12 protein-coding genes are annotated in these 12,987 nt (G+C 57.0%); 6 read left to right on the top strand and 6 right to left on the bottom strand.

What is annotated here, in order from left to right; genetic code table 11:
* Positions 1–262: 262 nt before the first annotated feature.
* The gene (locus tag ACPLPM_RS04490) at positions 263–895 is read right to left on the bottom strand and encodes a hypothetical protein (RefSeq protein ID WP_424359046.1); all 633 of its coding nucleotides are present in this window, start codon (positions 893–895) and stop codon (positions 263–265) included.
* A 288-nt stretch (positions 896–1,183) separates the two neighbouring features.
* Here ACPLPM_RS04490 and ACPLPM_RS04485 point away from each other — a divergent pair, with 288 nt between their 5' ends.
* The gene (locus ACPLPM_RS04485; protein ID WP_424359045.1) at positions 1,184–2,398 is read left to right on the top strand and encodes a phosphoglycerate kinase; all 1,215 of its coding nucleotides are present in this window, start codon (positions 1,184–1,186) and stop codon (positions 2,396–2,398) included.
* Positions 2,399–2,946: 548 nt separating this feature from the next.
* Here ACPLPM_RS04485 and argC read toward each other — a convergent pair.
* Together argC and ACPLPM_RS04475 are read right to left on the bottom strand one after the other, a co-directional pair.
* Positions 2,947–3,885, bottom strand: a complete 939-nt coding sequence (argC, locus tag ACPLPM_RS04480) for an N-acetyl-gamma-glutamyl-phosphate reductase (protein WP_424359044.1) — start codon at positions 3,883–3,885, stop codon at positions 2,947–2,949.
* An 81-nt stretch (positions 3,886–3,966) separates the two neighbouring features.
* Complete coding sequence (locus ACPLPM_RS04475) at positions 3,967–4,416, bottom strand: DUF1284 domain-containing protein (RefSeq protein WP_424359043.1); 450 nt, start codon at positions 4,414–4,416, stop codon at positions 3,967–3,969.
* A 102-nt stretch (positions 4,417–4,518) separates the two neighbouring features.
* Between ACPLPM_RS04475 and ACPLPM_RS04470 the strand changes: the two genes are divergently transcribed.
* The 5 genes from ACPLPM_RS04470 (at position 4,519) to ACPLPM_RS04450 (ending at position 10,849) form a co-directional block, all read left to right on the top strand.
* Entirely contained in the window at positions 4,519–5,418 is a 900-nt protein-coding gene (locus ACPLPM_RS04470; protein ID WP_424359042.1) for an energy-coupling factor ABC transporter ATP-binding protein, read from the top strand.
* Between the two features lie 31 nt (positions 5,419–5,449).
* Positions 5,450–6,832 carry an acetate--CoA ligase family protein gene (locus tag ACPLPM_RS04465; RefSeq protein ID WP_424359041.1) on the top strand — a complete coding sequence of 461 codons (1,383 nt, stop codon included), beginning with the start codon at positions 5,450–5,452 and terminating at the stop codon, positions 6,830–6,832.
* Positions 6,829–7,491 (top strand): acetate--CoA ligase family protein, encoded by a 663-nt coding sequence (locus ACPLPM_RS04460; protein ID WP_424359040.1) that lies wholly within the window; start codon positions 6,829–6,831, stop codon positions 7,489–7,491. Before ACPLPM_RS04465 ends, ACPLPM_RS04460 begins: the two co-directional genes overlap by 4 nt.
* 405 nt (positions 7,492–7,896) lie before the next feature.
* Entirely contained in the window at positions 7,897–9,702 is a 1,806-nt protein-coding gene (gene recQ / locus ACPLPM_RS04455; RefSeq protein WP_424359039.1) for a DNA helicase RecQ, read from the top strand.
* A 403-nt stretch (positions 9,703–10,105) separates the two neighbouring features.
* The gene (locus ACPLPM_RS04450) at positions 10,106–10,849 is read left to right on the top strand and encodes a DUF72 domain-containing protein (protein ID WP_424359038.1); all 744 of its coding nucleotides are present in this window, start codon (positions 10,106–10,108) and stop codon (positions 10,847–10,849) included.
* Here ACPLPM_RS04450 and ACPLPM_RS04445 read toward each other — a convergent pair.
* The 3 genes from ACPLPM_RS04445 to ACPLPM_RS04435 are packed head-to-tail and all read right to left on the bottom strand — an operon-like array spanning position 10,839 to position 12,986.
* Positions 10,839–11,441 carry an energy-coupling factor transporter transmembrane component T family protein gene (locus tag ACPLPM_RS04445; protein WP_424359037.1) on the bottom strand — a complete coding sequence of 201 codons (603 nt, stop codon included), beginning with the start codon at positions 11,439–11,441 and terminating at the stop codon, positions 10,839–10,841. The two genes, ACPLPM_RS04450 and ACPLPM_RS04445, sit on opposite strands and share 11 nt — an antisense overlap.
* Entirely contained in the window at positions 11,419–12,225 is an 807-nt protein-coding gene (locus ACPLPM_RS04440) for an energy-coupling factor ABC transporter ATP-binding protein (protein ID WP_424359036.1), read from the bottom strand. Before ACPLPM_RS04440 ends, ACPLPM_RS04445 begins: the two co-directional genes overlap by 23 nt.
* The gene (locus ACPLPM_RS04435; RefSeq protein WP_424359035.1) at positions 12,201–12,986 is read right to left on the bottom strand and encodes an energy-coupling factor ABC transporter ATP-binding protein; all 786 of its coding nucleotides are present in this window, start codon (positions 12,984–12,986) and stop codon (positions 12,201–12,203) included. The genes ACPLPM_RS04440 and ACPLPM_RS04435 overlap by 25 nt, the downstream gene beginning before the upstream one ends.
* Between the last annotated feature and the right edge of the window lies 1 nt (position 12,987).

Below are 12,987 nucleotides of genomic sequence, written 5' to 3'. Positions count from 1 at the left end.
CGTGAACGTACACGATCGCTGCGCTGTGCCAGGATCACAGATTACGACAGATTCGACAGATTGCACAGATGCTAATCGATAATCAAAAGAAAAGTGCTCATACCATTCTTTTTATATAAAAATAGTCATCTGTGCAATCTGTCCAATCTGTCGTAATCTGTGATCTGGCACAGCGCAGCGTTCGTATTGCTGTCTCAGTGAATCTGAGCAACCTGGTATGCACAGCGCAGCGTTCGTATTGCTGAGTCGCCGGTCATGGAAATTATAAGATCTTATAGATGGCCACATCTTCGTTGCTGTATACCTTCTCGAAGTACCGCCCATCCTCGAACTTCTCCTTCCCGATTTCGGCGGGTGTCACCCACCACCCGGTGTTGAGGCGGCGGTGCTGGGGGACGAAGACGTAGGTGGCGTTGAGCCCTTTTGCCAGCTGGTAAGCCCGGGCGGGGTCTTTTGTGGTAAAGACCTCGTTGGTGTCGGTCATCATCCTGATGGGGTCGGGGGCGTTGGCCCAGTCTCCGCCTTCGGTTGATATCCGGGTGGTCATGCCCATGATGAGCTCGGCCCCGAAGATGTCAGCGACGAAGCGGTCTGAATCACGGGTATTTTCCTTTATCCACACGGTGGCGTTGAGCTCGCCGTGGGTGACTACAAGGTCATTTATGGTTGCGTTGACCTCTCGCACGATTTCGGGCGGGGGCACGAGGAGAGCTGCCCGCTCTTCCGGGGTCAGCTTATTGAGGTACCTGTCGATATCTGCCTTGAAAGGGTCGGGGGTCAGGTTACGCAGGTCAGTAGCGTGAATGGGCACGGGCCAGAAGTAGGTGAGCAGGAGAATAACGGCGAATAACGCCAGGACGAACGCAGCTTTTGCCCGGGAATTCTCGCCGCTCATAGCATCACCGCTTATGGCTGGATAGTACAAAACTTTATCGAGATATGGCCTGATGGCCGCATGGAGTACTTTCTACAGCCGTGGCGATGAACGGGCAGCCGATGCGTGCGGCCGCCGGCATACCGCGGTAGTGATGCCGCTATTTCCGTTAATACCTGATTTGCCGGCCGCTCGTAAAGCAGCCCTTGCGAGGTGGATCTGCGGGAGTAAGCGGTAAAGTGATATAGCATACTCGTACAATACTATGGAAATATATCAAGCTGTATACAGAAGCAGGATGAGTAGTGTATGGAGCGCGACTATAACACGATGGACGATTTCTCCTTCAAGGGAAAGACTGTGCTGCTGCGGGTGGAGTTCAACTCCCCGATGAGCCCGGATGGCAAGATTCTCGACGATAAGCGCATTCGGGAGAGCGTGCCGACGATCAAAGAGCTGGATGACGCCAAAGTAGTGCTCCTGGCGCACCAGAGCAGGCCGGGCAAGAAGGACTTTACCACCCTGGAGGACCACGCCAAGCGGCTCCAGAAGCACCTGAAGCAGAACGTCAGGTACGTCGACGACATCTTCGGCTCCCACGCCCGATCAGAGATAGTCGAAGCGGAGCCCGGCGACGTCCTGCTCATGGAGAACGTGCGCTTCTACGCGGAAGAGCAGCTGGAACAGACACCGGAAGCCCATGCCAGGACTCACCTTGTGAAGAAGCTCGCGCCCCTCGCCCAGGTCTTCCTGAACGACGCGTTCGGCGCTTCCCACCGCTCCCAGTGCTCCCTGGTCGGCTTCGCCCCCATCCTGCCGTCAGGCGCCGGCCGCCTGATGGAGAAAGAGATCGACTCCCTGAACCAGGCGCTCACCGGCGGCGGAGAGACCACCTACGTCCTCGGCGGCGCAAAAGTAGACGACAGCATCAGCGTCACCAAGAACGTGCTCGAGAAGAAGATCGCCACCAGGGTGCTGGTTACCGGCGTCGTGGCCAACGTCTTCCTCGCGGCCAGCGGTGTCAAGATCGGCAAGCCCAACATGGACTTCATCGAGAAGAACGAGTACCTCGGAGAGATAGAGCGCGCTAAGGCAATCCTGCAGGCTTTCGACGGCAAGGTAGTCCTGCCCACCGACGTGGCTATCAATAAGGATGGCAAGCGCGTCGAGATGAGTGTCAAGAGCCTGCCCACAGACTACGTAGTCTCGGACATCGGCAGGGAAAGCATCGCCATCTTCAGCGACATCATCCGGAAATCGGATAAAGTGATCCTCAACGGCCCCGCGGGCATCTTCGAAAACCCCGACTTCAGCGCCGGCACCAACGAGATGCTCATGGCGGCCACCAAAGCAAAATTCTCCGTAGTCGGTGGCGGCCACAGCTCCGCGGCAGTCGAGACCCTCGGCATCGAAGGCAAGATCTCCCACGTCTCCACCGGCGGCGGAGCAGCCATCGACTTCCTCAGCGGCAAGCGCATGCCAGCCATAGAAGCCCTCAAGGCTGCCAAAGCGATGCGGAAATAAACGGCCGGGTAATCCTGGCCCATGCTTTCTTATTACGATTCTGTTTTTCAAGTAATAGCTAAGGATAATTTTCCATATCGCTGCTATAAATTTTTTTAAGCCACCATGTACTCGCCGGGTGAGAGATGAGGATTTTCAGGTATAGGCTATGGAAACTTGTTGGTCCGGGAGGTGTTGAGAGGTCGGAGAGGAGGTCGGAGAGGTGCAGGGAGTTTAGAGAGGGCACGTTCAAGCTGGGAGGTTAGGGAGGGTCAGAGGTCTGAGAGGGAAGTTATGTGAGGTACCCGGAGGCTATAGAGAATTAACTTAAAAATATCCTCTCCGACCTTTCCACACTCCCTAACCTCCTCTCTGACCTCTGACCCTCTCTGACCTCCCAGCTTGAAAATCCTCCCCGACCTCCCGGGAACTCCCCGACCCCCAGGAGTTTTTCATCGGCTTAACTTGAAAAACCTGATTTCACGAGACGAGTGCCTGGCGGCCTTGGAAAAACCAGATCAGAGTTAAAATGATCTGGTTATGGGGGAACTATCGACAAGAGATTCTGCCTATAGCAGCCCCAAACTTTCCTCTATGCCCAGGTGCACGTTCATGGCCTGGACGGCGGCGCCGGAAGCGCCTTTGCCGAGGTTGTCGAGCCGGGACATGAGCACCATGCGGTCGTCGTTGCCGAAGACGAACAGGTCGGCGTAGTTCGTATCGTTGCACCCTTCGACGTTGAAGAAGCCGCCCTCGGTATTGCGCTCCAGATCGACGGGGGCTACCCGGACGAACCGCTCTCCCGCGTAGTAGTCCGCAAGCAGCTTCTGGACCTCGCCGGGAGCGGCCGGACGGGTAAACTGCTTAGGGTCGAGGTAGACGGTCACGGTTAAGCCCTTGTAGAACGAGCCAACGATGGGCTGGAAGATCGGCGATACCGTCAGGCCGGTGTAAGCGCACATTTCAGGCAGGTGCTTGTGGACCAGCGGCAGCGCATAAGGCCGGGGAGATATGCCGCGTTTCGGGCCGTTGTAGTCCTCGATCATCTTTTTGCCGCCGCCCGAATAGCCGGTGATCGAGCTGGCCGCGAGCCGGGTGTCGGCCGGCAGGAGGCCGGAGGCGACCAGCGGCTTCACCGCCAGGACAAAGGCCGTGGCGTGGCAGCCGGGGTTCGCTATGCGCTTCGACGCCCGGATCTTCTGCCTCTGATCTTTGGCCAGCTCAGGCAGGCCGTAGGCCCAGGCCGGGTTGACGCGGTGAGCTGTCGAGGTGTCGATGAGGCAGGCATCAGAATTCTCGGCCAGAGACGCCGATTCTTTGGCAGCCTCGTCCGGCAGGCACAGAAAAGTGACGTCCGATTCGTTGATCAGCCGCTTCCGCTCAGCCGGGTCCTTACGCCTGGCAGAATCGATCTTGAGCACCTCGACGTCGGTGCGCCTGGCCAGGTACTCGTGGATCTGGAGGCCGGTGGTGCCTTCCTGGCCGTCGACGAAGATCTTGTAGGACATAGTGGATCAAAGTTTTTGATAGAAGCTATCATATATAAAGAAGTGGTCTGCTGCCAGTCCCGGGCATTTTAAAAAGGCCCATTACTCATCTATGGCCAGGCTTTCCAGCCCCCGGATGCAGAACCCTAGCTGGAGGTAGTCGCAGCCCCGGCAGAATTCTGAGAGGTCCTCGGGCCTGATCTTTTCCTTGACCAGAGCGTAGATCTCCCGGACCTTGAACCGGTCGTGGGGCTTGATCTCCAGCTTTTCCATGACTCTGTGGTCCATGTCTCTGACCGTTTTATTGTCGTTAGCCTCGCCTTTCACGCACAAGGAGTCCTGGGAGTGAGGGCACTGGAGGCAGACGACGTCGCAGTCGTCCACGATTTCGATGTCGAGCTCGGGGTTCTGGTCGATCAGGCGCTTGACTTTGTGGAGGTTGCGGATGAACTCTGCGGAGTAGCCGATGCCCTGGAAGCCGAGCAGGCACAATAGATGATGTGCTCTGAGCGGTATGCCCTTTTTTCCGGGCAGAGGTCGTGGCGGCAGCATGTCCACACAAGTATGTGTTCCTACGTTATAAACGTTATCCGGCGCCTTCGCCGGGGTTTTCCTGCGGTGACCCTTTTTACTCCGCGCAGCGACTCTCCTCGCGTGAGCGAGAGATCGAAGGGCCCGGGCCATTATGACAGCATATGTCCCTGCGTAAGCGAGAACAGCCTGATCCACGTGGACTGCGCGAGCCACCGGTATCCCGACGGCAGCCTGGGCATCCACGACATGTGCTTCCACGTCGGTCCCCGGGAGATCGTGGCGATCTGCGGTGCCAACGGCTCCGGCAAGTCGACGCTGCTGGAGCACCTGAACGGCCTGCTGTTGCCGACGTCTGGAAACGTGTACGTCATGGGCAAGCCATGTAAAGAAAACAAGGATACGATCTGGAAACAGGTGGGCCTCGTGTTCCAGCGGCCGGAAGATCAGCTGTTCGCGCCCACCGTGCTGGACGACGTCATGTTCGGCCCCATGAACCTGGGCATGAGTAAAGGGGAAGCGAGAACAGCAGCGATGAAGGCGCTGGAGCACGTGGGCGCATCGGGTATCGTGGACAAGGTGCCGAACTACCTGAGCGGAGGCCAGAAACGCCTGGTCGCCCTTGCCGGTGTGCTCGCCATGAGGCCGAAGATCATCTGCATGGACGAGCCGACCTCCGATCTGGACGACGTCCACGCCCGGATGGTGGAGGAGATCATCCTGGAGACCAGGGATGTCCACGACATCAGCGTGGTGATCGCCACCCACGACCTGGACCTCGCCTCGAGGCTGGCCGACAGGGTTTGCATTGTGCAAAACGGGAGTATTATTGCCGATGGGTCGCCCAGAGAGATATTTTACGACACGCAGCTCATCAGGTCGACCGGGCTAGCTCTCCCGGGCATCGTAGAGCTGTATTATGCATATTGCGATCGGACAGGCATCGCGCCCGACAGCAGGCCCCTGACGATCGAGGAGCTGCTGGAGGCAATGACGGCAAAGCCCTGCCCATCATTTATATAAATCCTGGTATCATACCACTATTGGAGCTTTCATGAGCGGCCACACTCTTGATCCACTGCTGAAGCCGAAGAGCATCGCGGTCATCGGCGCATCCAGGGACAGGTCCAAATGGGGCTATAAAGTGCTCCACAACATCGTGTCCAGCCACTACAAGGGCAAAGTATACCCCGTGAACCCGACGTCGCAGGAGATCCTGGACATAAAATGTTACCCGGATGTAGGTTCCATTCCCGGGGAGATAGATCTCGGGGTTGTCATCGTCCCGGCCCCGGCTGTGCCCTCGGTGATCGACGACTGCGGAGGGAAAGGCGTCAGAGCGCTGTGCGTGATCACCTCCGGGTTCAGCGAAGTGGGCAAGGAGGGCGCAGCCCTGGAGGAAGAGCTGAAAAAGAAGGTGAAATCGTACGGCATGCGGATGCTCGGCCCGAACACCATGGGTTTTGTGAACAGGAGCATCTCGCTGAACGCCAGCATCGTGCCCCGGATGCCGTACAGGGGCGAGATCTCTTTTATCAGCCAGAGCGGCGCGCTGGGCCTGGCGCTGACCGACTGGTCCGTCGGCTCCCGGCTGGGCCTGAACTGCATCATCAGCACCGGCAACAAAGCAGACGTCTCAGAGGCAGACCTGCTGGAATACTTCGAGCAGGACGAGGACACGTGGACGATCGCCATGTACATCGAAGGGCTGAAGGACGGCCGGGATTTCATCGAAGCGGCCTCCAAGGTCAAGAAGCCCATGCTGGCGATCAAGGCCGGTGTCAGCCAGGCAGGAGCCAGGGCAGCAGCGTCACACACGGGCAGCCTCGCAGGCTCCGATGCAGTCTACGATTCGGCTTTCCGCCAGTGCGGGGTCATCAGGGTCGAAGGCGTGGAGGAAATGTTCGACGCAGCGATGGCTGTGTCTACCCAGCCCAGGCCTAAAGGTAACCGGGTAGCCATCCTCTCCAACGGGGGCGGGATGGCGATCATGGCGAGCGACGCGTGCGAGCGCAGAGGCATGCAGGTGCCACAGCTGAACAAGTATACTAAAGCGGGTATTGCGAAGCTGCTCCCGGCTTTTGCCTCGGTGAAGAACCCGGTGGATACGGTGGCGAAGTCTGACTACCACATCTACAAAGAGGCTATGAGGGCGCTCATCGATGACAAGGACATCGACTGCGTGATGGCAATTTACGCCCATGCGGGAATGACAGATGCCATGGAGCCGGCACAGGCAGTAGTAGACATGCTCAAGGAAAAATATCCGAAGCCGGTCGTAGCCTGCTGGATGGGCGGAGAGGACATCGACGCCGTCGCGAGAATGTTCCGCAAGAACCGGGTGCCTTTCTACCCTGTGCCCGAGCGCGCTGCAGAGGCACTGCGGACTTTGATAGAATATGATAGCTCGCTGGTCAGGAAGAAGGTGAAGCGATGACGACGCTGCTTAACGAGTTGGAGGCCAAGGAACTGCTGGCCAGCTACGGTATCACGACCAATGCCGGACAGGCCGTTCGCAGCCCGGCAGAGTCGGCTGATGTGGCGGCGAAACTGGGCTTCCCGGTCGCCATGAAAGTGCTGTCGGACAAGATCTCCCACAAGAGCGACCTCGGGCTCGTAGCGCTGAACATCTCCTCTCCTGATTGCGCGAGAGGCGCCTACGACCGCATCATCACCGCAGCGAGGGCCATTGACCCCGAAGCTACAGCCGTAGTCCAGACCATGGCGGTTCCGGGCAGAGAAGTCATCGTCGGGGCAAAGAGAGACCCCCAGTTCGGGCCAATCGTCCTCTTCGGCATGGGCGGCGTGTTCGTGGAGGTCTTCAAAGACGTCTCCATCAGGGTGGCCCCAGTCGATCGCCAGACGGCAAAGGAGATGATCCGGGAGATCAAAGGCTACAAGATGCTCACCGAGTTCAGAGGCCAGAAAAGCGCAGATATAGACGCGCTGGCGGACGTGATCGTAAATATTTCCCGGCTCATCATGGAGCGGGAGGATATCATGGAGCTCGATGCCAACCCTGTGATGGCTTACGAGAGTGGAGCCGTCGCCGTGGATGCCAGAGTGTTGCTCAAAAATAATAACACTATTCGATAGTAAGTCAGGAAAGCTATCAAACGCCAGGAGGTCGGGGAGTTCCCGGGAGGCAGAGGAGGATTTTCAAGCTGGGAGGTTAGAGAGGTTAAGAGGTCAGAGAGGAGGATGGGGAGTGTGGAATGGTTAGAGAGGAAATTTTAAAGGTAATCCTCTCGGACCTCCGGGTGCCTCACATAACCTCCCTCCTAGACCTCCTGACCTCTCTGACCTCCCAGTTTGAACGTGTTCTCTTTATACTCCCTGCAACTCTCCGACCTCCTCCCCGACCTTTCAACACCTCCCGGAGAAACATTTTCTCCTGATTACTTTCAGCCAGCTATTACTTCGACTTTATCTAATGTCCCGCTAACTTACAGAAAGTGCCGGGTGCCTGATACCCGGTTTTCTATTAGCAGCGGGATGGAAATGGCAGTTGACAAACAGTTAATGCGGGACACTCTGGAGCGCTATTTTGGCTACAGTACTTTCAGGCCGTTCCAGGAAGAGATCGTCACGGACGTGCTTGAAGGCCGGGATGTCCTCGCCATTATTGCCACAGGCGGCGGCAAATCACTCTGCTACCAGCTTCCTGCATTAGTTTCAGGCGGGCTGACGATCGTCGTATCCCCGTTAATTTCGCTGATGAAGGATCAGGTCGATGACCTGCTGGCTAGAGGCATTTCTGCCGCAACCTTGAACAGCTCAATGGAGCTGTGGGAAATCCGGTCGATCGAAGACCAGCTGCTCGGGGGCAAGATAAAGGTGCTGTACATTTCTCCTGAGAGGATTACCCAGGATTCGGTTTTACATTTCATGGAAAAGCTGGACATAAAGCTGATCGCCATCGACGAAGCCCACTGCATCTCCATGTGGGGCCACCAGTTCAGGCCGGACTACAGAAGGCTCTCACTGCTCAAGAGTAAATTCCCTAAAGTCCCTATGATTGCCCTTACTGCCTCCGCTATACCGGAAGTCAGGGAAGATATCGTCAACCAGCTCAAGCTTGTCTCTCCTAAGAAGTACCTCGGCAGCTTCAACAGGAGGAATTTGCGGTATGAGGTCCGGGAGAAGAAAGACGCTACAGCTCAAATTCTCGCGTACATTACAAGAAACCGGGGTAAGTCGGGCATCGTCTACTGCCTTGCGAGGAAGACCACAGAGGAGATCGCCGAGAAACTCCGCAGAGCCGGAATTAAGGCCCTTCCGTACCACGCTGATCTGCCCGATACGGTCCGATCTTCTACTCAAGAGAAGTTCGTAAAAGATGATATCGAGGTCGTCTGCGCCACTGTAGCTTTCGGGATGGGCATCGACAAGCCGGACGTGCGGTATGTCATGCACTACGACATGCCCAAGAATCTGGAAGCGTACTACCAGGAGACCGGGCGGGCCGGCAGGGACGGAGAGACAAGCGATTGTATCATGTTCTACTCCCCGGGAGATGCCCTGAAGATGAAGGGCCTGCTGGAAAAAGAGTACAGCGATTACCATATGAGCCGGGTAGCCATGAAAAAGTGGCAGGCAATGAGGGATTTCTGTGAGACTCGCCTCTGCCGCAGGAAATACCTGCTAAGCTACTTCGGGGAGCAATATGAAGCTCTGGCCTGCGACGGCTGCGATAATTGCAGGAACCCGAAAGACACCATCGACGGCAGGGAGATTGCCGCCAAAATCGTGACCTGTGTCACAGCGCTGGGCGGCAAGTTCGGGGCAGGCCACGTAGCAGACGTGATCTGCGGCTCCTCGAACCAGAAGATCATCGCTTACCGGCACAACCGAAATCCCGCTTATAATACTGGCAAGCCGTACACTAAAGTCCAGTGGATCGGCTTCATCAAAGAGCTGGTCAGGCTCGGCTATTTGTCCGTAGCGGGAGATAAGTACCCCGTCATCACTACCAATGCCAGATCAAAAGACATCGTGTTTATCCAGGAGCTGCGCCTGACCAAACCCGCAGGAGGAGAGACCTTCAAGCCTGCTATTGAAGAGAAGTACGACGCAAGGCTGTTCCAGGAACTGCGGTCGCTGCGGAAGAGCATCGCAGACGCCAACGGCTGGCCACCTTACGTGGTCTTCCACGATACGACGCTGAGGGAGATGGCCACGACTTATCCCAGAACTCTGACCGAGCTGTCGAAGATTTCGGGAGTGGGCAAGGCCAAACTCGAAAAGTACGGCGGAGAGTTCGTGGGCGCCATAAAGGGATACGTCGAGGCAGAAGGCATCGCTTAGAACGATTCAGCAGATAATTAGTTGGTATAATGTAAAAGGCAAAATTTTCCCCTAAATAGTTATTTCTGGAACTTTTTGGATATGCCGGGATGGTTAACACGACGGACACTACGTACACGACGGACACTACGTACACGACGGACACAACGTTAACCGAATATAGTTGGATAGCCAGTCACTTTAAGAAAACGTTGTGTACGTCGTGGCCGTCGTGTACGTAGTGTTAACCGATCCGGCATCTGTCGGAAAAAGTTGCATGTATAACTATACTTTACGCCTTTGCAACTTGGCGATTTAAGGCCGAAGCCTCCCGAGACCGAGACAAAATAATTTCTTACAGGCCGTACTTTTCGATGCAATCTTTTATACAACCTCTCCCAGATCATTATTGAAGGGATTTAATATGCAGCTCAAGATAGGCACCTGCGGCTGGGGCTTGAAAGGCGGCCACGAGGCGTATTTCTCCGAGTTCGGGGTGGTCGAGCTGCAGGATACTTTTAGCAAGCTACCCAAGCCTGAGACTGCCCGGCACTGGAAAGAAGAGGCGCCACCAGGTTTCGAGTTCACTATGAAAGCCTGGCAGGCGATCACCCATCCGTCGACCAGCCCGACCTGGAGGCAGGGTAAACTGCCCGAGGGTAACCCGGAGCACATCGGCTTATTGCAGCCCACGGAGGAGAACCTGAAAGCGTGGGCGGAGACCGCCGAGATCTGCAAGATACTGGACTGTAAAATTCTGGTAGTACAGACTCCGCCGAAGTTCGACTCCACCCGGGAGCACATCCAGAACGTCCGCTCGTTTTTCTCGAAAGTGAAGAGGCCGTGCGCTGTGGCGTGGGAGCCCCGGGGGCGGTGGGACAACGAGACGATAAGAGGAATGTGCAACGACCTGAACCTGATCCACGTCGTCGATCCCTTCAGGAATAAGCCGGCGAGGAAAACTGACATCGCATACTTTAGGCTCAACGGCATCGGCCCCGGCGACGCCAACTTCAGGTACAGGTACACGGACCAGGATTTGCAAAAGCTGTCCGGCATGCTGGCGGGCTACTCCGATGCTAAGGAAGTCTACGTCATGTTCAACAACATGTCCATGGGCCAGGATGCGATCGCATTTAAGAAAAGGATGACGGCGATCAGCGTTTAATATTGATGCCATAGCACCGCGCTTCCATGGCCAGCGCTATCCGGTCCGCCCGTGCAGAGACAGCGTTGACCAGCGGTATGATGGTATAGATCTCTCCTTTCAGGTACCGTATCGGCCCGTCGAAGCTGACGCCCCGGGCTTCCTGGGCCAGCCGGATGGCGTCGTGCTCTTCTTTGATGATGGGCAGAAAGGCTATGGCCAGCATCATCATGGTCGCAATATCCCTGCCCACTCTGGTCCCGGTCAGTCTGTCGACTGGCCACAGTAACATTTGTACGGCTTTAATGAACTCAGCCTCTGTCGTGGTGAGGGTCACGATCGAGCCGGCCACGTAGAGCAGCAGCATCCGCCCGAAGGACAGCAAGGCGATATCAATGCCCGAGATGAGCCACTGGAAGAGCGCTATGATAACGAGAAACGGCATGGCGGGCACGAGCATCCTGAGCAGCCTGCCAGGCCATGCACCCAGGATGACAGCAAGTACTATGATTAAAGCGCCGAGGCCTGCCAGCAGGCGCAGGTCTGTCGTCAGGACGATACTTATGCTGAAGATCGACAGGCCGATCAGCTTAGCAATCGCCGGCACTTTCACGCCTGATCACCTCGGCGACCCGGTCAGCCAGCTCTTCGGGAGAAAACGTCTCTGGCACGTCGAAGCCGCATGCTTTTAGCTGCCTGGCGAGCTCGATCATATCTGACCGGATGCCGGCTTGGGCCAGATCAGCTTTCTCCGGCGCTCCGTCGAAAACGATGCGCCCCGCCTCGATCACGATAAGCCTGCTGCAGATGTCCGCGAAGAAAGACGGGTCGTGGGAGGCGAGGACGATGGTTACGCCTGCATGGTTCAGGCCCTCTAGCAGCCCCATAATTCGCTGCTTTCCCGGGTAGTCGAGGCCCGCGGTGGGCTCGTCGAGGAACAGGTAAGCCGGCCGGCCCGAGAGGACAGAGGCAAGTCCGGCAAGCCGCTTTTGCCCGTAGCTCAGGGACGTGTGCGGCTGTGCCAGCAGGCTGTCGGAGAGGCCTACGGCTGCTCTGGCAAAGGTCACCCGGTCGCCGATCTCTTCGGCCTTCAGGCCTGCGTTTTTAGGTGCGAAGGCGATGTCGTCGTAGATCGTCCTGCCGAACAAGGCTCGCTCAGGGAACTGGATGGCCAGCCCCACCTTACTTCTGGCTTTAGCCGCAGGCTGGCCGTCGATCGATACGTGGCCCCGGGAGGGCTTCTGTAAGCCTGCAAGGCACTTCAGCAGGGTGGTTTTGCCGGAGCCGTTCCTGCCGCAGAGCACGACGAGCTCTCCCTGCCGGATTTCCAGGTCGACCGCAGCGAGGGCTGTTGCGTCACGATAATAGTGGCTCACACCTTCGGCTTTAATCGACATAGCGCCTCCACGGTTCCCTCTAAGCTCAAGTCCGGCTGGCCTACAGCGATGCCCTTTTCTTTTAGCCGGTTCCAGAACCTGGCTACCTGGGGCAGCTCGATGCCGGCGGTGTCTGAGATTGTTGCATCGTGAGGAGTTATTTGTCCGTCCTTCAGCACGAGTGTACGATCGGCAATGGCTGCGATGTCCGGATCGTGGGTGATGAGCAGTATGCCTTTCCCTGCGTTTCTCGCAGCTTTGATCGCTTCTATGACCATCCGGGTACCAACCTGATCCAGCATGGCTGTAGGCTCGTCCAGCACGATATACGCCGGCCGCATGGCCAGAACTCCGGCTATGGCGACCAGCTGCTTCTGGCCTCCGGAGAGTGTCTGGAAGTCCCGGCCGGCAAGGTGCTCTATGCCCACGATTTTTAGAGCTTCCGCAACCCGTGCGTCTACGTCAGGCGCTTCGAGGTTCAGAGGGCCGAAGGCTAAATCGTCGGAAACTCTCCGAGAGACTACCTGATCGTCCGGGTCCTGAAAAACGAGGCCTGTCCGGAGCCTTGCATGGTCGGGGTCGTCCTCAGTGCTGACGCCATCGACGACGCATTCGCCGCTCCGGGGAATAAGCAGGCCGTCCAGAACTTTCGCGAGCGTCGACTTGCCGGATGCGTTGGGGCCCATGAGGGCGACTATCTCGCCCGGGCGGATTTCCATGGAAACGTCTTTCAACACGTCAGTTCCATCGTACGAGAGACTAACCTGCCGGAGCTCGATCATG

This window comes from Methanocella sp. MCL-LM (assembly GCF_049676595.1).
GTDB lineage: Archaea > Halobacteriota > Methanocellia > Methanocellales > Methanocellaceae > Methanocella_A.
This window is presented reverse-complemented; position numbering and strand designations above follow the sequence as displayed.

Bases quoted from the DNA above. Each gene is read 5' to 3' on its own strand.
- ACPLPM_RS04490 (WP_424359046.1), bottom strand. From the start codon at position 895: ATGAGCGGCGAGAATTCCCGGGCAAAAGCTGCGTTCGTCCTGGCGTTA.
- ACPLPM_RS04485 (WP_424359045.1), top strand. From the start codon at position 1,184: ATGGAGCGCGACTATAACACGATGGACGATTTCTCCTTCAAGGGAAAG.
- argC (WP_424359044.1), bottom strand. From the start codon at position 3,885: ATGTCCTACAAGATCTTCGTCGACGGCCAGGAAGGCACCACCGGCCTC.
- ACPLPM_RS04475 (WP_424359043.1), bottom strand. From the start codon at position 4,416: ATGCTGCCGCCACGACCTCTGCCCGGAAAAAAGGGCATACCGCTCAGA.
- ACPLPM_RS04465 (WP_424359041.1), top strand. From the start codon at position 5,450: ATGAGCGGCCACACTCTTGATCCACTGCTGAAGCCGAAGAGCATCGCG.
- ACPLPM_RS04460 (WP_424359040.1), top strand. From the start codon at position 6,829: ATGACGACGCTGCTTAACGAGTTGGAGGCCAAGGAACTGCTGGCCAGC.
- recQ (WP_424359039.1), top strand. From the start codon at position 7,897: ATGGCAGTTGACAAACAGTTAATGCGGGACACTCTGGAGCGCTATTTT.
- ACPLPM_RS04450 (WP_424359038.1), top strand. From the start codon at position 10,106: ATGCAGCTCAAGATAGGCACCTGCGGCTGGGGCTTGAAAGGCGGCCAC.
- ACPLPM_RS04440 (WP_424359036.1), bottom strand. From the start codon at position 12,225: ATGTCGATTAAAGCCGAAGGTGTGAGCCACTATTATCGTGACGCAACA.
- ACPLPM_RS04435 (WP_424359035.1), bottom strand. From the start codon at position 12,986: ATGATCGAGCTCCGGCAGGTTAGTCTCTCGTACGATGGAACTGACGTG.